This window comes from Amycolatopsis antarctica, assembly GCF_002262875.1.
GTDB classification, from domain to species: domain Bacteria; phylum Actinomycetota; class Actinomycetes; order Mycobacteriales; family Pseudonocardiaceae; genus Amycolatopsis; species Amycolatopsis antarctica.
Genome location: NZ_NKYE01000003.1, coordinates 415119 through 438483 on the forward strand (window position 1 = coordinate 415119; position 23365 = coordinate 438483).

Consider the following 23365-nt stretch of genomic DNA (forward strand, 5'->3'; position numbering starts at 1 on the left):
GGCGATGACTGACCTGGACAACGAGCAGCGGCTCCGGGACTACCTCAAACGGGCCAGCGCCGACCTGCGGCGTACCCGCTCGCGGTTGAACGAGCTGGAGGCCGCGGCGCACGAGCCGGTGGCGATCGTCGGGATGAGCTGTCGTTATCCCGGCGGCAACGCCAACCCCGAGGACCTGTGGCGGATGGTGGCGGCCGGCGGGCACGGCATCACCGGCCTGCCCGACGATCGCGGCTGGACGCTGGACGCGCTGACCGGCTCGGCCACTCTGTCCGGTGGCTTCCTGCACGACGCCACGACCTTCGACGCGGACTTCTTCGGCATCTCCCCGAGGGAGGCGCTCGCGATGGATCCCCAGCAGCGTGTGCTGCTGGAGTCGAGCTGGGAAGCGGTGGAACGGGCGCGGATCGATCCGTTGTCGCTCAAGGGAAGCCGGACGGGTGTGTTCGTCGGCGCGATCCCGCAGGACTACCGGGTCGGCCCCCCGGACAACGTCGAGGGCTTCGGCCTGACCGGAACCACCAGCAGTGTCCTTTCCGGACGGTTGGCCTACGTTCTCGGTCTGGTCGGCCCGGCGTTGACCGTGGACACCGCGTGCTCCTCGTCGCTGGTGGCGATCCACCTGGCGATGCGCGCGCTGCGCGCCGGGGAGTGTTCGCTGGCGCTGGCCGGTGGGGTCACGGTGCTGCCGACCCCGTTGACCTTCGTGGAGTTCAGCAAGCAGGGCGGGCTCGCCGCCGACGGGCACTGCCGCTCGTTCGCCGACTCGGCCAACGGCACCGGCTGGGCCGAGGGCGTCGGTGTGCTGGTGCTGGAACGACTGTCCCAGGCGCGCCGGCACGGCCACCAGGTGCTGGCCGTGTTGCGCGGGTCGGCGGTGAACTCCGACGGCGCGTCCAACGGACTGACCGCACCCAACGGACCTTCCCAGGAACGAGTGATCGAACGTGCCCTTGCCGACGCCCGGCTCTCCACCGAACAGGTGGACGCCGTGGACGCACACGGCACCGGCACGACGCTGGGCGACCCGGTCGAGGCCGAGGCGCTACTGGCGACCTACGGTCGTGGCCGCGCCCCCGACCGGCCGTTGTTGCTGGGGTCGGTGAAGTCCAACCTCGGGCACACCCAGGCCGCGGCCGGGGTGGCCGGGGTGATCAAGATGGTCATGGCGATGCGGCATGACCTGCTGCCGGCCACCCTGCACGTGGACCGGCCGACCACCCATGTGGACTGGAGCGCCGGCTCGGTCCAACTGCTGACCGAGAGCCGGAGCTGGCCGGAGACCGGCGAGCCTCGCCGGGCCGGGGTGTCCTCGTTCGGGCTCAGCGGAACCAACGCCCACGTCATCGTCGAGCAGGCTCCGGCGGACGACGAGCCGACCGAGCGTCCCGAACCGGTCGCTGGGCCGGTTCCGCTGCTGCTCTCGGCCCGCGACCAGACCGCGCTGCGCGAGCAGGCAGCACGGCTGCTCTCCGCCTGGACGCGGAGTCCGGAGCTGTCCCCGCTGGACGTGGCCGGCTCGCTCGCCACCTCCCGCGCCCGGCTCGACCACCGCGCCGCGGTCGTCGCGGCCGACCTGGAAGGGGCCAAGGCCGGGCTGACCGCGTTGGCCGAGGGCCACCCCGCCGCCGAGCTGGTCGAGGGCCTGGTCCGTGGCCGGCCCCCGCTGGCCGTGATGTTCGCCGGGCAGGGCAGTCAGCGCGTCGGTCTCGGCCGCGCGCTGCACCGGCGTTTCCCGGTGTTCGCCGAGGCGCTGAACGCCGCGGTCGACGAGCTCGACCGGCACCTGACCCGTCCGCTGCGGCCGATTCTGTGGGGCTCGGACGCCGACGTGCTCGCCCGCACCGAGTTCGCCCAGCCGGCGCTGTTCGCCGTGTCGACCGCGTTGTACCGGCTCGTCGAGTCGTGGGGCATCATCCCGGAGTTCCTGGTCGGCCACTCGGTCGGCGAGATCGCCGCCGCGCACGCCGCCGGCGTGTTCACCCTCGCTGACGCCGCCGAGCTGGTCGCCGCCCGCGGCCGGCTGATGCAGGCGCTGCCGGCGGGCGGCGCGATGGTCGCGGTCGAGGCGGCCGAGGACGAGGTGGCCGCACTGCTGGCCGGACACCAGGATCACGTGTCGCTGGCCGCGGTCAACGGCCCCCGCTCGGTGGTGCTCTCCGGCACCGAGGATGTGGTCGCCGACCTGGCCGGGCGGTTGGCCGAGCAGGGCCGCCGGACCCGCCGGCTGCGGGTCTCGCACGCCTTCCACTCACCACTGATGGACCCGGTGCTCGACGAGTTCCGCGCGGTGGCGGCCGGGCTCACCACTGGCGAGCCGCTGATCCCGGTCGTCTCCACCTACACCGGCCGGGTGGCATCGGCGGCGGAGTTGGCCTCCGTCGACCACTGGGTGCAGCACGTCCGGGGCACGGTCCGGTTCGCCGACGCGGTCGGCTGGTTGCGTGACCACAGGGTCGGTGCCTTTCTCGAGTTGGGGCCGGACGCCGCTCTGTCCGGCGCGACCCGTGCCTGCCTGGACGACGACGTGCTCGCCTCGCGTCCCGCCGCCGTGGTCGTTCCGACGTTGCGCGGTGACCGTGACGAGTTGGAAAGCGTCGCGGCCGCGGTCGCCACGCTGCACGTCGGCGGAGTCCCGGTCCGTTGGACGGACTACTTCGCGGGCTCTGGCTCGTCCACAGTGGACCTTCCGACCTATCCGTTCCAGCGCAGGCGGTTCTGGCCGAGAGAGGGGTTCTCCGGCGCGACGGACCTTCCGGCGGCCGGTCTCGGCGCGGCCGGCCACCCGCTGCTGTCGGCCACGGTGTCGCTGGCCGGCGCGGACGGGACCCTGCTCACCGGCCGGCTCTCGATCGCCGCCCAACCGTGGCTGGCCGACCACGTGGTGGCCGGCACGACGCTGCTGCCCGGCGCGGCACTGGTCGAGCTGGCGATCCGGGCCGGTGACGAGGTCGGCTGCGACCGGGTGGCCGAGCTGACCGTGACCGCCCCGCTCCCGCTGTCCGCGCATGGTGGAACGCAGGTACAGCTGTGGATCGGCGGGGCGGACGCCGCGGGTGAGCGAACGCTGGACGTCTACTCCCGCCCTGACCACGCGGACGACCCGGACGAGCATCCGTGGACCCGCAACGCCACCGGCGTTCTCGGTCCCGCCGACCGGCCGACACCTGCTGATCCGGCCGACGACGAGTGGCCGCCGGCCGGTGCGGAGCCGGTCGACCTGGACGGGTTCTACGACAGCCTGGCCGAGCAGGGCCTGGAGTACGGGGCCGCGTTCCGTGGTCTGAACGCTGCCTGGCGCCGCGACGACGAGGTGTTCGCCGAGATCGAGCCGACCGCCGCCGTGGCCGAGGGTGCCGAGGCGTTCGGCCTGCACCCCGCGCTGCTCGACGCCGCACTGCACGCCGCCACGTTGACCGGCTTCTCCGGCGGCGCCGGAGGCGAGCTGCCGTTCTCCTGGACCGGGGTTCGGCTGCACGCCTCAGGCGCCGGGATGGTGCGGGCCAGGCTGGCGCGCACCGGCGACGCGGTGTCGGTCGAGTTGTCCGGACCGGATGGCGTGCCGGTCGCCACGGTCGAGTCACTACTGTTCCGGGCGGCCGAGACCGGTGGGGACAACGTCGGCCCCACGGCCGACCGCTCGCTGTTCCGCCTGGAGTGGGTGCCCGTGGCGGTGTCGGACGCCCGGCCCCAGCCGGTAGCCGTCCTGGGACCGGACCCGGCCGGGCTGACCGCCGCGTTGGCCGACATCCCGCGCCACGCCGATCTCGACGAACTGGCCGCCGGCCCGGCACCGGCACTGGCACTGCGACCGTTGGTGCCGGAGCCGGGCCTCGACCCGGCCACTGCCGCCCGCCGGCTCACCGGCGAGGCGCTGGAACTGGTTCAGACCTGGCTGGCCGACGGCCGGTTCGCCGACACCCGCCTGGTGGTGTTGACCCGGGGCGGGGCGACTGTCGCGGCCGAGCCGGGCGACCCGGCCGCCGCCGCGGTGGGCGGCCTGCTCCGCTCCGCTCAGGCCGAGCATCCCGGCCGGTTCGTCCTGCTGGATCTGGACGACGCGGACGGAATGGATCCGGCGCTGCTCGCGGTGTCCGGTTCGGACGAACCCCAACTCGCGGTGCGTGACGGTGCCGCGCTGGCCGCCCGGCTCGCGCGGGTCGCGCCCTCGGCAGCGCCCGACAGTCCGCTCGGCTGGGATCCCGAAGGCACGGTGGTGATCACCGGCGGCGTCGGCGGCCTCGGCGCGACGCTGGCTCACCACCTGGTCGCCGACCACGGCGTCCGTCGACTGCTGCTGCTCAGCCGCCGCGGTGCGACCGACCCGGCCGCCGCCGCGCTGATCGACGACCTGACGGGCCTCGGTGCCCTGGCCACGGTCGTGGCCTGTGACGCCGCCGACCGGACCGCGCTGGCGCGAGTGCTGGCCGACGTACCTGCGCGGCACCCGGTGACCGCCGTGATACACGCCGCGGGAGTGCTCGCCGACGGCGTGGTCACCTCGCTCACCCCACAGGCGCTGGACACCGTGTTGGCGGCCAAGGTGGACGGGGCCTGGAACCTGCACGAACTGACCGCCGGGACCGACCTGGCGGCCTTCGTGCTGTTCTCGTCGATCGCCGGCCTGACCGGCTCCGCCGGCCAGGCCAACTACGCGGCCGGCAACGCCTTCCTCGACGCGCTGGCCGGGTTCCGCCGGGCACGGGGCCTGCCCGCGGTATCCCTGGCCTGGGGTCCGTGGGAGTCCTCGGCCGGCATGACCGGTGAGCTGGGCGGACGTGAGGAGCGCCGGCTGCGCTCGCTCGGCCTGCCCGCGCTGCCCGCCGCCGTCGGTGTCGCTCTCTTCGACGCGGCACTGCGCGCCGGTGACCCGGTGCTCGCGCCGGTGCGGCTGGATCTGGCCGCGCTGCGCGCGTCGGGCACACCGCCGCCGGTGTTGCGTGGGCTGCTCCCCGGGGCCACCCGCCGCGCCGCCGGTTCGGCAGCGCCCGCCGCGGCCGGCCTGACTGCCCGGCTGGGGCGGCTGACCGGCGCCCGGCGCCGCGAGGCGGTCGTCGAGCTGGTCGCCGAGCTGGTCGCGGCCGTGCTCGGGCACCAGGACCCGGGCGCCATCGACCCGGGACGTCCGATGGTCGAGCTGGGGTTCGACTCGCTGACCGCGGTCGAACTGCGCAACAGGCTGACCGCCAGCACCGGCCTGCGCCTGCCGGTCACCCTGGTCTACGACCACCCGTCCGTGGTCGCGCTCGCCGCGCACGTGCACGACGAACTGTTCGGCGCGCCTGCCGGCGGCGGTCCGGCCGACGCCGGGCCCGCGGTGGACGCGACGGACCCGATCGTGGTGGTGGGGATGAGCTGCCGCTACCCCGGCGGGGTGCGCGGCCCGGAGGACCTGTGGCGGCTGGTCGACGAGGGCAGGGACGCGATCTCCGGGTTCCCGACCAATCGCGGCTGGGACCTTGACAAGCTCTATCACCCCGATCCCGAGCATTCCGGCACCTCCTACACCCGTTCCGGCGGGTTCCTGCACGACGCGGGGGAGTTCGACGCCGAGTTCTTCGGGATGAGCCCGCGGGAGGCGGTGGCCACCGACGCCCAGCAGCGGCTGCTGCTGGAGGCGGCCTGGGAGGCCGTGGAAAGCGCAGGGATGGACCCGAGGAGCCTGCGCGGCAGTCGCGCCGGTGTGTTCGCCGGGGTGATGTACGGCGACTACGGCGCGGTGCTGACCGGTGGCGATTTCGACGGCCACATCGGTACCGGCAGCTCGTCCAGTGTCGTGTCCGGCCGGGTGTCCTACGTGTTCGGTCTGGAGGGGCCGACGGTCACCGTGGACACCGCGTGCTCGTCGTCGCTGGTGGCCATGCACTGGGCGGCGCAGTCGCTGCGCGCAGGGGAGTGTTCGCTGGCCCTGGTCGGCGGCGTCACCGTGATGTCCACCCCCAGTGCGTTCGTCGAGTTCTCCAGCCAGGGTGGGCTCTCGGCGGACGGCCGGTGCAAGTCCTACGCCACCGGGGCCGACGGGGTCGGCTGGTCCGAGGGCGTCGGAGTGCTGGTGTTGGAGCGGTTGTCCGACGCGGTCGCCAACGGGCACGAGGTGCTGGCCGTGATGCGGGGTTCGGCGGTGAACTCCGACGGCGCGTCCAACGGTCTGACCGCCCCCAACGGACTGGCCCAGCAACGGGTGATCCGCGCCGCGCTGGCGTCGGCGGGTCTGGCGCCGGACGAGGTGGACGTGGTCGAGGGCCACGGCACGGGAACCACCCTGGGCGACCCGATCGAGGCACAGGCGCTGTTGGCCACCTACGGCCAGGACCGGGACGAGCCGTTGTTGCTGGGGTCGGTGAAGTCCAACCTCGGGCACACCCAGGCCGCCGCCGGGGTGGCCGGGGTGATCAAGATGGTGCTGGCGATGCGCCACGGCCTCGTGCCGCCCTCGCTGCACGCCGCCGCGCCCTCCGACCAGGTCGACTGGACGGCGGGCGCGGTGGACCTGGTCGCCGAGCACACCGCGTGGCCCGACCGTGGCCGGCCGCGCCGGGCCGGGGTGTCCTCGTTCGGGTTCAGCGGGGCCAACGCGCACGTCGTCCTGGAGCAGCCGCCGCACGTCGGGCCGGAGGTCGAGCCGGACACCGGACCGAGCGCCGCGCCCGGCGTCGTACCGGTGGTGTTGTCCGGCCGGACCCGCGCGGCGCTGCGCGAGCAGGCTGTTCGCCTGTTGCCGGTCGCCGCCGACGTCGCTCCGGCCGACCTGGCGTTGTCCCTGCTGACCCGGCGCAGCGCGTTCGAGTACCGGGCCGCGGTGACCACCACCGATCCGGCCGAGCTGAGCCGCGCGCTGGATGCGCTGGCCACCGACCGCCCCGACCCGGCGCTGGCCACCGACCGTGCCGCCCCGGGCGGACGGCTGGCGGTGCTGTTCGCCGGACAGGGCAGTCAGCGGCTGGGCATGGGCCGCGAGCTGCACGCCCGGCTGCCGGTGTTTCGCGCGGAGCTGGAGGCCGTGGCCGCCGCGCTGGACGAACACCTGGACGGCTCGGTGCTGGAGGTCATGTTCGCCGAGGACGACCGGCTGGCGGACACCGGCTGGACCCAGCCCGCGTTGTTCGCGCTGGAGGTCGCGCTGTTCCGGCAGCTCACGGCCTGGGGCGTGACGCCGGACCACTTGGCAGGCCACTCGGTGGGCGAACTGGCCGCCGCCCACGTCGCCGGGGTGCTGACTCTGCCCGACGCGGCGGCGCTGGTGGCAGCCCGGGCACGGCTCATGCGCGCGCTGCCCGCAGGAGGCGCGATGGTGGCTGTGGCCGCCACCGAGGAACAGGTCCGCGCCGAGCTGACCGAGGGTGTCGAGGTGGCCGCGGTGAACGGCCCCGGCGCGCTCGTGGTCTCCGGTGACGAGGACCCGGTACTGGCTCTCGCCGAGCGGTTCGCAGGCCGGGGCGTACGGACCCGCCGGCTCGCGGTCAGCCACGCCTTCCACTCCGCGCGGATGGACCCCATGCTGGCCGAGTTCCGCACGGTCGCGGCCGGTCTGGCCTACTCTCCGCCACGCATCCCGATCGTGTCCACGCTGACCGGCGAACTGACCGCCGAGGAGCTGTGCTCGGCGGACCACTGGGTCGAGCACACTCGCCGTACCGTGCGGTTCGCCGACGCGATCGGCACGCTCGCCGGCCTCGGTGCGGACACCTTCCTGGAGGTGGGTCCGGACGGGGCGCTGTCCGCGATGGTCGCCGAGAGTCTGGCCGGCTCCGCCGAGGGCACGGCCGACTCCTCCGTCGTGGTCGCCGCCCAGCGTGCCGACGTCGACGAGGAGGCTGCCCTGATCGGCGCGCTGGCCAGGCTGCACCTGCGCGGCGTCGCGGTGGACTGGGAAGCCTTCTTCGCCGGTCGCGGAGCCCGCCCGGCCCCGTTGCCCACCTACGCCTTCCAACGTGAGCACTACTGGCCGTCGGCCCCGGTCGCGCGCCCCGCCGACGACCCGGCCGACGATCGGCTGTGGGCGGCGGTCGACCGGGACGATCCGGCCGAACTGGCCGCGGTGCTCGGCGTCGGGGAGGCGGAGCTGGGGGCCCTGCTGCCGGCGTTGTCCTCGTGGCGGCGCGGCCGGCACGAGCGCGTCCGCGTGGACTCGTGGCGCTACCAGGTGAGTTGGCGCCCGCTGAGTGTCACCCCGGCCCGGTTGAGCGGGGTCTGGCTGCTGGCCGACACCGACCGCGACGTCGAGGCCGGAATCGACACCGACCACCTTGCCGCGGTGCTGACCGAACACGGCGCCGAGGTACGTCGGGTCGTGCTCACCGGGGCCGATTCCGACCACCAACTGCTCGGCGAGCAGCCATGGGACGCGCTCTCCGGTGTGCTTTCCGTGGCCGCCGCGGACGAGCGGCCCGTCCCCGGCCAACCTGGACTGACCGCCGGCCTGGCGGCCACCCTGGCGCTGGTGCGCGCCGTGGCCGCCGCCGACGGACCTCCGGTGTGGACGGCGACTCGGGGTGCGGTGTTCACCGGGACCGACGACCTGCCGCCCAGCCCGGAGCAGGCTGCGGTCTGGGGTCTCGGCCGAGCCGCCGCGCTGGAGCATCCGCGGTGGTGGGGTGGTTTGGTCGACCTGCCACCGAGGCTCGACCCCGCTGCCGCCGGCGTACTCGTCGCCGTGTTGGCCGGCCGCACCGGTGAGGATCAAGTCGCACTCCGCGCCGGCGGAACGCTGGGCCGCCGGTTGGCCCGTCGTCCGGCGGCCACCGGGCCGGAGCCGACTCCTCGTGGAACCGTGCTGGTCACCGGTGGCACGGGTGAGCTGGGGGCCGAGACGGCCCGCTGGCTGGCCGCGGCCGGGACGACCCGGCTGGTGCTGACCAGCCGGCGCGGCCAGGACGCGCCCGGCGCGTCCGAGTTGCTCGCCGAGCTGGTCGCGCTCGGCGCGGCAGTGGAGGTGGTCGCCTGTGACGTCGCGGATCGGTCCGCGCTGGCCGCCGTCCTCGACGGCATCCCGGAGACGGAGTTGACCGGTGTGGTGCACACCGCCGGGACCAGCGAGGTTCGGCCGCTGGCCGAGACCACGCCGGGCGACCTGGCGGAGGCCATGGCGGCCAAGGCCGTCGGCGCGGCCAACCTGGACGCCCTGCTCGGTGACCGCGACCTGGACCTGTTCGTGCTGTTCGGTTCGATCGCCGGGGTGCTGGGTAGCGGCGCCCAAGCCGGTTACTGCGCCGCCAACGCCTACCTGGACGCTCTCGCCGAGCGTCGTCGCGCCCGGGGACTGGCCGCCACCTCGGTGGCCTGGGGGCCGTGGGCCGAGTCCGGTCTGGCCGCCCGCGGCGACGTCGCCGACCAGTTCACCCGGCGCGGGCTCGTCGCTTTGCCCGCCGCGCCGGCGTTGGCCGCCCTGCGTGACGCCGTCGCCACCGGTGCGGCCACAGTCACCGTCGCCGACGTGGACTGGGCGCGCTACGTACCGGTGTTCACCGCCGCGCGGCCCAGCCCACTGCTGTCCGAGCTGTCCGAGGCGGCTGCGGCCGACGAGCCCGGCGGCGGCGCGGCGGACGCCGAGCTGACCGCGAGACTGACCGGCCTGACCGAGCCGGAGCAGGTACGACTGCTGGTGGGGCTGATCCGCGCCGAGGCCGCCGCCGTCCTGGGTCACGACCATCCGGACGGCGTTCCCGAGCGACGCGCCTTCCGGGAGATCGGGTTCGACTCGCTGACCGCGGTCGAGCTGCGTTCCCGGCTCAGCGCCAGGATCGGCCGCGCGCTGCCGAGCACGCTGGTCTTCGACCACCCGAGCCCGCTGGCACTGGCCCGTCACCTGAGCGCTGAGCTGCTCGGTTCGGCGCGGATCCCGACCGGGCCGGCGGCCGCCACCTTCGTGGCCGACGACCCGATCGTCATCGTCGCCATGAGCTGCCGCCTCCCCGGCGAAGTCGGCGACCCCGAGCAGTTCTGGGATCTGCTGGCCGCCGGCGGAGACGCCATCACCGGTTTTCCGGGCGGCCGCGGCTGGGAGGGCGCGATCGTCCACGATCCCGACCCGGACACACCCGGCGCCAGCTACGCCGACCAGGGCGGGTTCCTGCACGAGGCCGACCGGTTCGATCCCGGGTTCTTCGGCATCTCGCCGCGTGAGGCGCTGGGCATGGACCCCCAGCAGAGGTTGCTGCTGGAGACCACCTGGGAGTGCGTCGAGCGGGCCGGGATCGACCCCACCTCCCTGCGCGGCAGCCGTACCGGGACCTACATCGGCTCCAGCTACGCCCAGTACGGCGGGGCCGGCGACGACATCGAGGGGCATGTCGTCACCGGAACCATCCCCAGCGTGCTCTCCGGCCGGCTCGCCTACGTGTTCGGTCTGGAAGGCCCTGCGGTCACCGTGGACACCGCCTGCTCGTCCTCGCTGGTGGCGCTGGACCTCGCGGCCCGGTCGCTGCGCGAGAACGAGACCTCGCTCGCCCTGGCGGGCGGCGTCACCGTGATGACCACCCCGTCCCCTTTCGTGGCGTTCAGCCGGCAGCGCGCGCTGGCGGCGGACGGTCGTTCCAAGGCGTTCGGCGAGGGCGCCGACGGGATGGCGCTGGCCGAGGGTGTCGGCATGGTGCTGCTGGAGCGGTTGTCCGACGCGCGTGCCCACGGCCACCCCGTGCTGGCCGTCGTGCGCGGCTCGGCGACCAACTCCGACGGGGCGTCCAACGGACTGACCGCGCCCAACGGCCTGGCCCAGCAGAGGGTCATCCGTCAGGCGCTGGCCAACGCCCAGCTGGACCCGGGCGACATCGACGCCGTGGAGGCGCACGGCACCGGCACCGCGCTGGGCGACCCGATCGAGGTCCGCGCACTCCAGGCGACCTACGGTCCCGACCGGGAGCGCCCGCTGTGGCTGGGCTCGGTGAAGTCCAACATCGGCCACACCCAGTCCGCGGCCGGTGTGGCCAGCGTGATCAAGATGGTCCAGGCGCTGCGGGCCGGCCTGTTGCCGGCCACCCTGCACGCCGACCAGCCGTCCAGCCACGTGGACTGGGCGGCCACCACGGTCGCTCCGCTGACTCGCGCCGTGGAGTGGCCGGCCGGCTCGGTACCGCGCCGGTGCGCGGTGTCCTCGTTCGGGATCAGCGGCACCAACGCCCATATCGTCCTGGAGGAAGCGCCCGTCGCCGAGCGAACCGAGCCGACCGGACCGTCCCCGGTCGCCCCCGCGATGACGCCCTGGCCGCTGTCCGGGCGGACCCCGGCGGCGCTGCGCGCCCAGGCCGCCCGGCTGCGCTCGCCGGCCGCGACGGCCGATCCGGTGGACGTCGGGCACTCGCTGGTCACCACCCGCGCCGCGTTCGAGCACCGGGCCGTCGTGCTCGGCCGGGACCGGGCCGAGCTGCTCGCCGGTCTGGACGCGCTTGCGTCGGGCCGGCCCGCGCCCGAGGTGGTCGAGGGAACGGCCGGGCCGGACGGTGGCGTGGTGTTCGTCTTCCCCGGCCAGGGCGCGCAGTGGCTCGGGATGGGCGCGGCGCTGCTGGCCGAGTCGCCGGTGTTCGCCGAGCGGGTCGCGGAGTGCGCCGCCGCGCTGGAACCGTTCGTGGACTGGTCCCTGGTCGACGTGCTGGCCGGTGCCGCCGACGCACCGAGCCTGGACCGGGTGGACGTGGTGCAACCGGCGTCCTGGGCGATGATGGTGTCGTTGGCCGCCCTGTGGCGCTCCCGTGGCGTCGTCGCCGACGCCGTGGTCGGCCACTCCCAGGGCGAGATCGCCGCCGCGGTGGTTGCCGGCGCGCTGACCCTGGCCGACGGCGCGCGTGTGGTCGCCCTGCGCAGCCGGGCGATCGCGCGGCGGTTGGCCGGCTCCGGCGGGATGTTGTCGGTCGCGCTGCCGGCCGACGAACTGGAGCTGCCCGACGGGGTGTCGGTCGCCGCGGTCAACGGTCCTCGCTCGGTCGTGGTCTCCGGCGCGCTCACCGGCTTGGACGCCCTGCACGCCGAGCTGTCCGCCCGCGAGGTTCGGGTGCGCCGGATACCGGTGGACTACGCGTCGCACTCGATCCAGGTCGAGGACCTGGTCGCGGGTCTGGCCGAGGATCTCGCCCCGGTCCGGCCGACGGCGGCGCGGATTCCGTTCTGCTCGACGCTGACCGGCGACTGGCTGGACACCACCGGGTTGGATGCCGGCTACTGGTACCGCAACCTGCGCGAGACGGTCCGGTTCGAGTCGGCCCTGCGCACCGCGCTGGCCGCCGGTCACCGGGCGTTCGTCGAGATCAGTCCGCATCCGGTGCTGACCTTCGCGGTGCAGGAGACCGCCGAGGCCGCCGGTGAGCGGGTCGTCGCCACCGGCACCCTGCGCCGCGATCATGGTGGGCTGGACCGGGTCCTCACCTCGGTGGCCGAGGCCGCCGTCCGCGGGGTGTCCGTCGAGTGGCCGGAGCTGGCCGGCGGACGCCGGGTCGACCTGCCCACCTACGCCTTCCAGCACGAGTCCTACTGGGTGCCGCTGCCTCGTCCGGAGACCGCCGACGACGGGGACAGCGAGGTCTGGGCCGCGCTCGAGGACGCCGACCCGGCCACGCTCGCGGCGGACCTGCGAGTGGATCAGGACGCGTTGAGCGCGGTGCTGCCCGCGCTGTCGGCCTGGCGGCGGAACCGGGCACACGAGTCCGCGGTGGAGTCGTGGCGGTACCGGGTCCGGTGGAGCCCGGTCGCGGCCGCCGGCACGGCCGCGCTGGCCGGCGATTGGCTGCTCGTGGCCGGCCCGTCCGCCGCGGCGGACCACTGGGCCGACGAGGTGGCCGACGCGCTGTCCGCGCACGGGGCCACTCCGCGGCGGTTCACCCTCGACGGGTCGGAGGACCGTGCCACGCTGTCCGCCCGGCTGTCCGGGTCCGACCTCGGACAGCTGTGCGGCGTGGTGTCGCTGCTTGCCGCGGACGACCGGCCCGACCCGGCGCGTCCGGCCCTGCCGCTGGGTATGGCGCTGGGTGTCGGCTTGGTCCAGGCGCTGGGTGATGCCGGAGTCGAGGCGCCGCTGTGGTCGCTGACCCGGGGCGCGGTGTCCGCCGAGCGGACCGACCGGGTGACCGATCCGGCCCAGGCGATGACGCACGGCCTCGGCTGGACCGCCGCGCTGGAGCACCCACGTCGCTGGGGCGGCGTGGTGGACCTGCCCGCCACTCTCGACGAAGCCGCGGCACACCGGCTGGTCACGGCGCTGGCCGGGACCACAGGTGAGGACCAGTTCGCGGTGCGCCCCGGTGCGTTGCTGGCCCGGCGGGTGGTCCCGGCTCCCGCGCCCGCACTGGGGCGCCGTTGGACGCCGCGCGGGACCACCTTGATCACCGGCGGTACCGGCACGCTCGGTCCGCACGTTGCCCGCTGGCTGGCCGGCCGCGGAGCCGAGCACCTCGTTCTGCTCAGTCGCCGCGGCCCGGACGCGCCGCGGGCCGTCGATCTGGTCACCGAACTCACTGAGCTGGGGTCCACGGCCGAGGCACTGGCTTGCGACGTGACGGACTCCACCGCACTGGCCGCGGTGCGCGATCGGCTTCGCGCCGAAGGCAGGCCGGTACGCGCGGTCGTCCACGCCGCCGCCGTGATCGAGCTGGCCGCGCTCGCCGATACCGGACCGGACGACCTGGCCAGAGTGCTCGACGCCAAGGTCGCCGGTGCGCGTGCTCTGCACGAGGTGTGGCCGGGCGAGGACGACCTGGACGTCTTCCTGTTGTTCGCCTCGGTGGCCGGCATGTGGGGCACCGGGCAACACGCGGCATACGTCGCCGGCAACGCATACCTCACCGCGCTGGCCGAGCACCGGGCCGCCAACGGGTTACCGGCCACGGCGCTGTGCTGGGGCATCTGGGCCGACGATCTGGAGCTGGGCCGGGTGGACCCCGGCCACATCCGCCGCAGTGGCCTGCGGTTCATGGACCCTGCCCGTGCGCTGGCCGGTCTCGGCCGGGTGCTCGACGCCGGTGAGACCACAGTCGCGCTGGCCGACGTGGACTGGTCGACTTACCACGCGGTCTACACCGCCGCCCGGCCCACCCGGCTGTTCGACGACGTGCCGGCGGTCCGGCTGCTCGACTCCGTCGAACGGGTTCCCGATCGGCCTCAGGGCGAGTTCGCCGGCAGGCTGCTGGCGCTGCCCGGCCCCGAGCGGGAACGCGAGCTGCTGGAGCTGGTCCGCGCCGAGGCCGCCGCTGTGCTCGGCCACGATTCGCCCGACGTGCTCGTCGAGCACCGCGCGTTCCGCGAGGTCGGGTTCGACTCGGTGACCGCGGTGGACCTACGCAACCGGATCGCCCACGGGACCGGCCTCACCCTGCCGGCCACGATGGTGTTCGACCACCCCACCCCGGCCGCGCTGGCCGCCTTCCTGCTCGCCGAGCTGGCCGGTGGAAGGGCCCCGGCGAGTGTCCGGCCCGCCGGGCTGCTGACCACCGACGAGCCGATCGCGATCGTCGGCATGAGCTGCCGGTACCCCGGCGGTGTGCACACCCCGGAGCAGCTGTGGCAACTGGTCCACGACGGTGTGGACGCCACCTCCGGGTTTCCCCCAGACCGTGCCTGGCCGGCCGAGGCGCTCTACGACCCCGACCCGGACAGCGCCGGCAGGACCTACTCGGTGCGCGGCGGCTTCCTGCACGACGCCGCCGACTTCGACCCCGGCTTCTTCGGCATCTCCCCGCGCGAGGCACTGGCCATGGATCCCCAGCAGCGGTTGCTCCTGGAGACCTCCTGGGAGACGTTCGAACGGGCCGGCATCGACCCGCACACCCTGCGTGGCAGCCGCACCGGCGCCTTCATCGGGGCGAGCTACCAGGACTACGGCATCGTTGCCGCGGCGGCGGAGAACTCCGAGGGCCACCAGATCACCGGATCCCTGCCCAGCGTGCTGTCCGGACGGCTGGCCTATCTTTTCGGCCTGGAGGGTCCCGCGCTCACTCTGGACACCGCCTGTTCGTCGTCGCTGGTGGCGATGCACCTCGCGGCAAGGTCGCTGGCGACCGGGGAAAGCGACCTGGCACTGGCCGGCGGGGTGAGCGTGATGGCCACCCCGAACGCGTTCGTCGGCTTCAGCCGTCAGCGCGCACTGGCCGCCGACGGCCGGTGCAAGGCCTACGCCGAGGGTGCGGACGGGATGAGTCTCGCCGAGGGCGTGGGAGTGGTGCTGCTGGAGCGGATGTCCGACGCGCTGGCCAACGGTCACCAGGTGCTGGCCGTGCTGCGCGGCTCGGCGATCAACTCCGACGGTGCGTCCAACGGGCTGACTGCCCCCAACGGACCGTCCCAGCAGCGGGTCATCACTGACGCGCTGGCCGCCTGCGGGCTCGGCGCGGCCGACGTGGACGCGGTGGAGGGGCACGGAACCGGGACCGCGCTGGGTGACCCGATCGAGGCACAGGCGCTGCTGGCGACCTACGGCCGGGACCGGACCGAGCCCTTGTTACTCGGTTCGGTCAAGTCCAACATCGGGCACACCCAGATGGCCGCCGGCGTGGCCGGGGTGATCAAGATGGTGCAGGCGCTGCGGCACGGCGTGCTGCCGCCCACCTTGCACGCGGGGACGCCCACCTCGCACGTGGACTGGGACTCGGGCTCGGTCGAACTGCTCACCGAGCGCGCCGACTGGCCCGCGCGAGGGCGGCCGCGCCGGGCCGGTGTGTCCTCGTTCGGTCTGAGCGGTACCAACGCCCACGTCATCCTGGAGCAGGCCCCGCCGGCCCTTCCGGCGGCCGAGCCGCCCACCGATCTCGGCCCGGTCCCGGTCCTGTTCTCCGCCCGCGACGAGGCCGCCGTGCGGGCCGGCGCCGGTCGGCTGTCGGCCTTCGCCCAGGATCACCCGGAGGCCGGCCTGGTCGACCTGGCCGCTGCCCTGGCCACCACCCGCTCCACCTTCGAGCGGCGCGCAGGGCTGGTCGCCGCCGACCGCGCCGAGCTGCTCCGCTGGCTGGCCGAACTGAGCGGCGGCACCGCTCCCGTCGTCCGTGCCCGGCGCGGCCGGACCGCGTTCCTGTTCAGCGGCCAGGGCAGTCAGCGGCTCGGCATGGGCCGGGAGCTGGCCGAGCGGTTCCCGGTCTTCGCCACCGCCCTGGACGAGACGTCAGCCTGTCTGGACCCCCTGCTGGAGCGCCCGCTGCGCGAGGTGATGTGGGGTTCGGACGCCGACCTGCTGGATCGCACCGGCCACACCCAGCCCGCGCTGTTCGCGGTGGAGGTGGCGTTGTACCGGCTGGTCGAATCCTGGGGAGTGGAACCCGACTACCTGATCGGGCACTCGATCGGCGAGTTGGCCGCCGCGCATGTCGCCGGGGTGCTCGACCTACCCGACGCGGCGACCCTGGTCGCCGCGAGGGCCGGGTTGATGCAGGATCTTCCCGCCGGGGGAGCGATGGTCGCGCTGCGTGCCTCCGCCTCCCGGGCCGCCGAACTGCTCGACCGTCACCTCGGCGACCAGCGCCACCGTGTCTCGCTGGCCTCGCTCAACGGCCCGTCCTCGGTGGTGCTCTCCGGCGACGAGAACCTGCTGGCCGACCTGGCCGAGCAGCTGGGCCACGCCGGCTACGAGACCCGACGGCTGCGGGTCAGCCACGCCTTCCACTCCGCGCACATGGACGCGATGCTCGACGAGTTCGCCACCGTCGCCCGTGGCCTGACCTACCATCCGCCCGCGCTCGCGGTGGTGTCCACGGTGACCGGCGAGTTGGCCGGCGCCGAGTCGCTGTGCTCCCCGGAGCACTGGGTAGCCCAGGTGCGTGAGCCGGTCCGGTTCGCCGACGGCATCGCCTGGCTGGCCGATCGTGGGGTGACCGACTTCCTGGAGATCGGGCCGGACGGCGCGCTGACCGCGTCGGCCAGGGAGACCCTCGATCAGCAGGCCGACGCCGACGACGCGGATCGGCCGCTGGCGGTCCCGGCGCTGCGCAGGGAGCGTCCGGAGCAGGCGACCCTGCTCGGCGCGCTGACCGATCTGCACACCCATGGGGTCGAGGTGAACTGGTCGGCGTTGTTCACCGGCAGCGGAGCTCGCCCGGTCGAGCTGCCCACCTACCCGTTCCAGCGATCCCGGTTCTGGCCGACGGTCACCGCTCCGGCGGCGGGCCGGGAGTCCGCCGCGGACGCCCGGGACCTGCGTTACCGGGTCGGCTGGCGGCCGCTGGCCCCGTCCCGGCCGGACACTCCGACCGGCCGGTGGCTGGTCCTGCTGGGTGCCGGACCCGAGCCGCGCTGGCTCCCCGGCCTGCTCGACGCGATGGCCGTCGAGGCGGACCGGCTGGTGGTCGCCGAGCCGGACCGAGCAGGGCTCGCCGACCGGCTCGCCGAGCACGCCGCGGCCTCCGGAGAGCGTCTGGCCGGCGTGCTGTGCACGGTGGCGCTGGGCGCGCGGGACGAGCGCTCGGCGCTGGCCGGGCTTCTGGCCGCCGCGCAGGCCATGGACGACGTGGGGAACCTGGTCCCGCTGTGGTGCCTGACCCGCGGCGCGGTCGCCGTGAGTTCCGACGAGGTGCCCGAACCGGCACAGGCCGCGGTGTGGGGCCTGGGCCGCACCGCGGCCCTGGAGCTGCCCGGCACCTGGGGCGGACTGGTCGACCTCCCCGCCGGGACCGGCGGTATCAACGAGTTGGACGACCACGATCTCGACGACCTCGCGCTGGCCCGGTTGGCCGCCGTGCTCACCGCGCGAGACGGAGAGGACCAGGTCGCACTGCGCGCGACGGGGGTCTTCGGCCGCCGCCTGACCGCCGATCCGCTCGGCGCCACCCGGTCCCGCCGGAGCTACCATCCCGCCGGCTCGGTCCTGGTCACCGGGGGGACCGGTGCGCTGGGCGGGCAGGTCGCGCGTTGGCTCGCCCGGCACGGCGCCAAGCACCTGCTGCTGGTCAGCCGCCGGGGCACCGAGGCGCCCGGTTCCGCCGAGCTGGCCGCCGAGCTGGCCGAGCTGGGCGCTCGGGTCACGGTGCTCGCCTGCGACGTCGCCGACCGCGCCGCGCTGGCCGCCGCGGTGGCCGACCTGCCGGCCGACGAGCCGCTGACCGCCGTGTTCCACGCCGCCGGCGTGGTCGAGGACGGCGTGCTGACCGGCGTCACACCGGAGGCAGTGGACCGCGTGCTGCGGTCCAAGGTGGACTCGGCGCGGGTGCTGCACGAGCTGACCGCGGACGTCGACCTGGCCGCGTTCGTGCTGTTCTCCTCCGTCGCCGGAGTCCTCGGCTCGGCCGGGCAGGGTGGCTACGCTGCGGCCAACGCCAGCCTGGACGCCCTGGCTCGGGTGCGTCGCGCCCGGGGCCTGCCGGCCACCTCGGTGGCCTGGGGACCGTGGGCCGGCGCCGGGATGGCCGCCGACGTCGACGAGGTCGCCGACCGGATGCGTCGGGGCGGGCTCACCCCGCTGCCGGCGGAGCGGGCGCTGGCCGCCATGCTGGACGCGATCGAGTACGGCGACGCCGAGATCGTGGTGGCCGACGTGGACTGGGCCACGTTCGCCCCGGCGCTGGCAGCGTCCCGGCCCGCCCCGCTGCTGGCCGAGCTGCCCGGCGTCACCGCGGTCCCGGCCGGTTCGGCGACCGACGGCGACGGCCTGCGCGAACAGCTCGCCGATCTGGCCCCGCAGCGGCGGGAGCGGCACGTGCTCGACCTGCTGCGCGCCCAGGTGGCCGCCGTGCTCGGGCACACCGACCCGGCCACCGTGGATGCCGATCTGCCCTTCCGCGACCTGGGCTTCGACTCATTGACCACCGTGGAGCTGCGCAACAGCCTGGGCGTCACCACCGGCCTGCGGCTGCCCGTTTCACTGGTGTTCGACCATCCCACACCGCGCGCGCTGGCCGACTTCCTCGTTGCCGAGCTGTTCGGCTCGCTGTCCACAGCACCGCCTGCCGCCGGCGCGGCGGTCGATCCTGCGGAGCCGATCGCGATCGTCGGGATGGGCTGCCGCCTGCCCGGCGGGGTGTCCTCGCCCGAGCAGTTGTGGGAGCTGCTGGCCGGAGGTGGGGAAGGGATCACCGGGTTCCCCGCCGATCGCGGCTGGGACCTCGCGGCGCTGGCCCGGCGCTCTGCCACCGGCCGGGGTGGGTTCCTTGCCGACGTCGCCGAGTTCGACGCCGAGTTCTTCGGCATCTCCCCGCGCGAGGCGCTGGCCATGGATCCCCAGCAGCGGCTGCTGCTGGAGACCTCATGGGAGGCCTTGGAGCGGGCCGGCTTGGACGCCGTCGCGCTGCGCGGCAGTGACACCGGCGTGTTCGTCGGCACCAACGGACAGGACTACGCCACCGTGCTGCGCGCCGCCGCGGCGGCGGTGGCCGACCCCGACGCCGAGGGAGTCGGTGGCTACGTGGCGACCGGCACCACGGCCAGCGTGATGTCCGGGCGGGTCGCCTATGCCCTGGGCCTGGAGGGCCCCGCGGTCACCGTGGACACCGCCTGCTCGGCCTCACTGGTGGCCCTGCACTGGGCGGCCAGGTCACTGCGTGCCGGCGAGTGCTCGCTGGCACTGGTCGGCGGAGTGTCGGTGATGTCCACCCCGGACGCCTTCGTCGAGTTCTCCCGGCAGGGCGGGCTTGCGCCTGATGGTCGGTGTAAGGCGTATGCGGAGGGTGCGGATGGCACTGCGTGGTCTGAGGGTGTGGGTGTGGTGGTGGTGGAGCGGTTGTCGGATGCGGTGGCCAATGGGCATGAGGTGTTGGCGGTGGTGCGGGGTTCGGCGGTGAATTCGGATGGTGCGTCGAATGGGTTGACGGCGCCGAGTGGTCGGTCGCAGCAGCGGGTGATTCGGGCGGCGTTGGCTGATGCTGGTGTGTCTTCGGTTGAGGTGGATGCGGTGGAGGGGCATGGGACGGGGACGGCGTTGGGTGATCCGACTGAGGTGCAGGCGTTGTTGGCGACGTATGGGCAGGGTCGGGATGTGCCGTTGTTGTTGGGGTCGGTGAAGTCGAATCTGGGGCATACGCAGGCCGCTGCCGGCGTCGCCGGACTGATCAAGACAGTGCTCGCTCTGCGGCACAGGACCCTGCCGGCCACCCTGCACGTGGCTACCCCCTCCGGCGAAGTGGACTGGTCGGCCGGCGCGGTCCGGCTGCTCACCGAGCCGACCGGCTGGCCCGAGCGAGACCGACCCAGCCGGGCCGGGATCTCGGCGTTCGGGATCAGCGGCACCAATGCCCACGTCATCCTGGAGCAGGCGCCCCCGGCCGCCGAACGACCGCGGCGGGCCGACCTGGCGGTGGTGCCCTGGCTGGTCTCCGGCCGGGGCGAAACTGCCCTGGACGCCCAGCTCGACCGACTCGCCGCGCACGCCGCCGCGAACCCCGCGGACGATTCCGCCGGGATCGGAGCCGCGTTGGCCACCGGCCGCGCCGCGCTGCGCTGCCGCGCCGTGCTGCTGCCCGGCCAGGACGGGCCTGCCATGGTCGCCCGCGGCGTGGCCAGGGCGGACGTGGAGTGCGCCTTCCTGTTCTCCGGCCAGGGTTCCCAGCGGCTGGGCATGGGACGCGACCTGCACCGCCGCTATCCGGTGTTCGCCGAAGCCCTGGACGAGCTGTTGACCTTGCTGGATCCCGGTCTGCGAGAGGTGATGTGGGGCGAGGACCCGGCCGCGCTGGAGCGGACCGGCGTCGCTCAGCAGGCGTTGTTCGCGGTGGAGGTGGCCCTGTTCCGGCTGCTGGAGTCCTGGGGTGTCCGGCCGGACGCGGTGCTCGGCCACTCGGTCGGCGAGCTGGCCGCGGCGCATGTCGCCGGGGTGTTCTCGGCCACCGACGCCTGCACGCTCGTCTCGGCCAGGGCACGGCTGATGCAGTCGCTGCCCTCCGGTGGGGTGATGGTCGCTGTCCGGGCGAGCGAGCCGGAGGTGCTACCGCTGCTCGACGAGCGCGTCTCGATCGCGGCGGTGAACGGGCCGGACTCGGTCGTGCTCGCCGGCCCCGAGGCGGCGGTGCGACCGGTCGCCGACCGGTTCGCCGCCCTCGGCCGGCGCACCACCCGGCTGCGAGTCAGCCATGCCTTCCATTCCCCGCTGGTGGACCCTGTGCTCGACGAGTTGCGCGCGGTCGCGGCCGGCCTGACCTACCGGACACCGACGATCCCGGTCATCTCCGACGTCACCGGTGCGCCCGCCACGACCGAGCAGCTGGGCTCGCCGGACTACTGGGCCGCCCAGGCCAGGGAGACCGTCCGGTTCGCCGACGGCGTCGTCGGCCTGACCGAGGCCGGTGTGCACGAGTTCGTCGAGATCGGCCCGGACGCCGTGCTGTGCGGAATGGCCCGGCACAACCTGCCCGCCGGTACCGGCGTCGTGCCGACCATGCGGGCCGGCCGCGACGAGGAGACCACCCTGGTCACGGCACTCGGTGAGCTGCACACCCGGGGAGTCGCGGTGGACTGGCACGCGTACTTCGCCGGTGTCACCCCGGCCACCGGTCTGCCCACCTACGCCTTCCAGCGCGTCCGGCACTGGCCGGACGTGCCCACCGTGGCGACCCGCGCGTCGGCCGACGGCGGCACCGACATCGAGTTCTGGTCCGCCGTCGAGGAGGGCGACCTGGCCGCCCTGTCGGCGGAGCTGGACGTCGAGGGCTCGACGCTGGCCGGCGTGCTGCCGGCGTTGTCGGCCTGGCGGCGGAGCCGACGGGAGCGCGCGGTCGCCGACACCTGGTGTTACCGAACGACCTGGGTCGCGCTGACCGGCCCGCCCGAGCCCACCGAGCTGGCCGGGACCTGGCTGGTCCTGGTGCCCGGCGGATCACCCGATGCCGAATGGGCCCGCGCCGCGGCCAACGGCCTGCGCGGGGACGTGGTGACCGTCGAGCTGGCCGACCAGGCGACGCCGGAGCTGGACCTGCCCGCCGACCGCGTGCCGCGGTTGGCAGGCGTGCTGACGCTCCTGCCCGCGGCGGATCCGGACGCGGTTCTGGCTGCGCTGGCCGCCACCGGGGTGGACGCTCCGCTGTGGTGGGGGACTCGCGGTGCGGTCTCCGTCCCGGCCGACCGGCGCGACGGTCAACCGGCCCAGGCGGCTCCGGACCTCGACCAGGCCGGCGTCTGGGGCGTCGGTATCGTCCGCGCGCGGGAGCTCCCGGACCGCTGGGGCGGTCTGGTGGACCTGCCGGCGGACCCGGGCTCGTTCGACCCCGCCGTCGACCTGACCGCCGCGCTGACCCGGTCCGGCGAGGACCAGCTCGCGGTCCGGCCCGCCGGACTGTGGACCCGTCGACTGATCCGGACCGAGGCGGACCCGGATGCCGGGACGTGGACACCTGCCGGAACGGTGCTGCTCGCCGGGGCGCTCGGCCCGGCGCTCGAGCCGCTGACCCGATGGGTCGCCGCCACCGGTGCCCGGCCGCTGGTGCTCGCCGAGCCCGACGAGGACCAGCTGGTCGCCGCCGCGGCCGACCCGGAGCTGACCGCCGTGGTGGTCGCACCGGACGCCGACCCGACCGACCCGACCGCCACCGCGACCCGGCTGGAGGCCCTGCTCGCTGACCGGGATCTGGACGCTTTCGTGGTCAGCGGCTCCATCGCCGGGGTCTGGGGCGCCGTTGGCCGTGCCGACGAGGCGTGTGCCGGCGCCCGGCTGGAGGCGCTGGCATCGGCTAGGCGAGCCAGGGGCCGGCAGGCCAGCGCGGTGGCCTGGGGCGCCTGGGACGGCGAAGCGCAGGCCAACCATCTGCGACTGTCCGGCCTTCCCGGGATGGACCCCGACCTGGCGCTCGCCGTGCTGGGCCGGTTGGCCGCAGGCCAGGCCGGCACGGTCGTCGCCAATGTGGCATGGGACCGGTTTGTCCCGGCGTTCACGGCGGACCGGCCCAGCCCGCTGTTGTCCGGGGTTGCCGAGGCCCGTGCCGCGGCCGAGGCTGCAGAGGCCGCCGAGCGCGACCGCCGGGACGCCGTTGCGGAGCTGCGCGAGGGCCTGGCCGCGCTGCCCCCGGCCGACCGCGCCGAACGGATGCTGGCGATCGTGTTGGACCGGGTGGCCACGGTGCTCGGACACGATGGCTCCGCCGAGCTCGCCGCCGACCTCGCGTTCAAGGATCTCGGGTTCGATTCGCTGGCCGCGGTGGAACTGCGCAACCAACTCGGCGACGTGACCGGGCTGGAGCTGCCGACCACTCTCGTGTTCGACCATCCCACCCCCGCCGCACTGGTCGGCCATCTGCTCGGCCGGTTGGTGCCCGAACAGGCGGAGCAGACCGGGCAGGACGCGGAGTTGCGCGCACTGCTGGCCACCGTGCCGTTGACCACCCTGCGCTCCATCGGCGTGCTGGACCCGCTGCTGGAGCTGGTCGGCCGCGGCGGAGCCGGGGCGGCCGAGGCGGGCGCCGCGGATCCGATCGACGAGATGGACCTCGACGATCTGATCCGGACCGCGTTCGACGGCGACGCCGACCAGTCGACCGACTGA

At 74.5% G+C, this 23365-nt stretch carries 1 protein-coding gene; it reads left to right on the forward strand.

Going from position 1 to position 23365, the window contains the following annotated elements; genetic code table 11:
• Positions 1–13 precede the first annotated feature (13 nt).
• Positions 14–23365 carry a type I polyketide synthase gene (locus CFN78_RS07895; RefSeq protein ID WP_094861986.1) on the forward strand — a complete coding sequence of 7784 codons (23352 nt, stop codon included), beginning with the start codon at positions 14–16 and terminating at the stop codon, positions 23363–23365.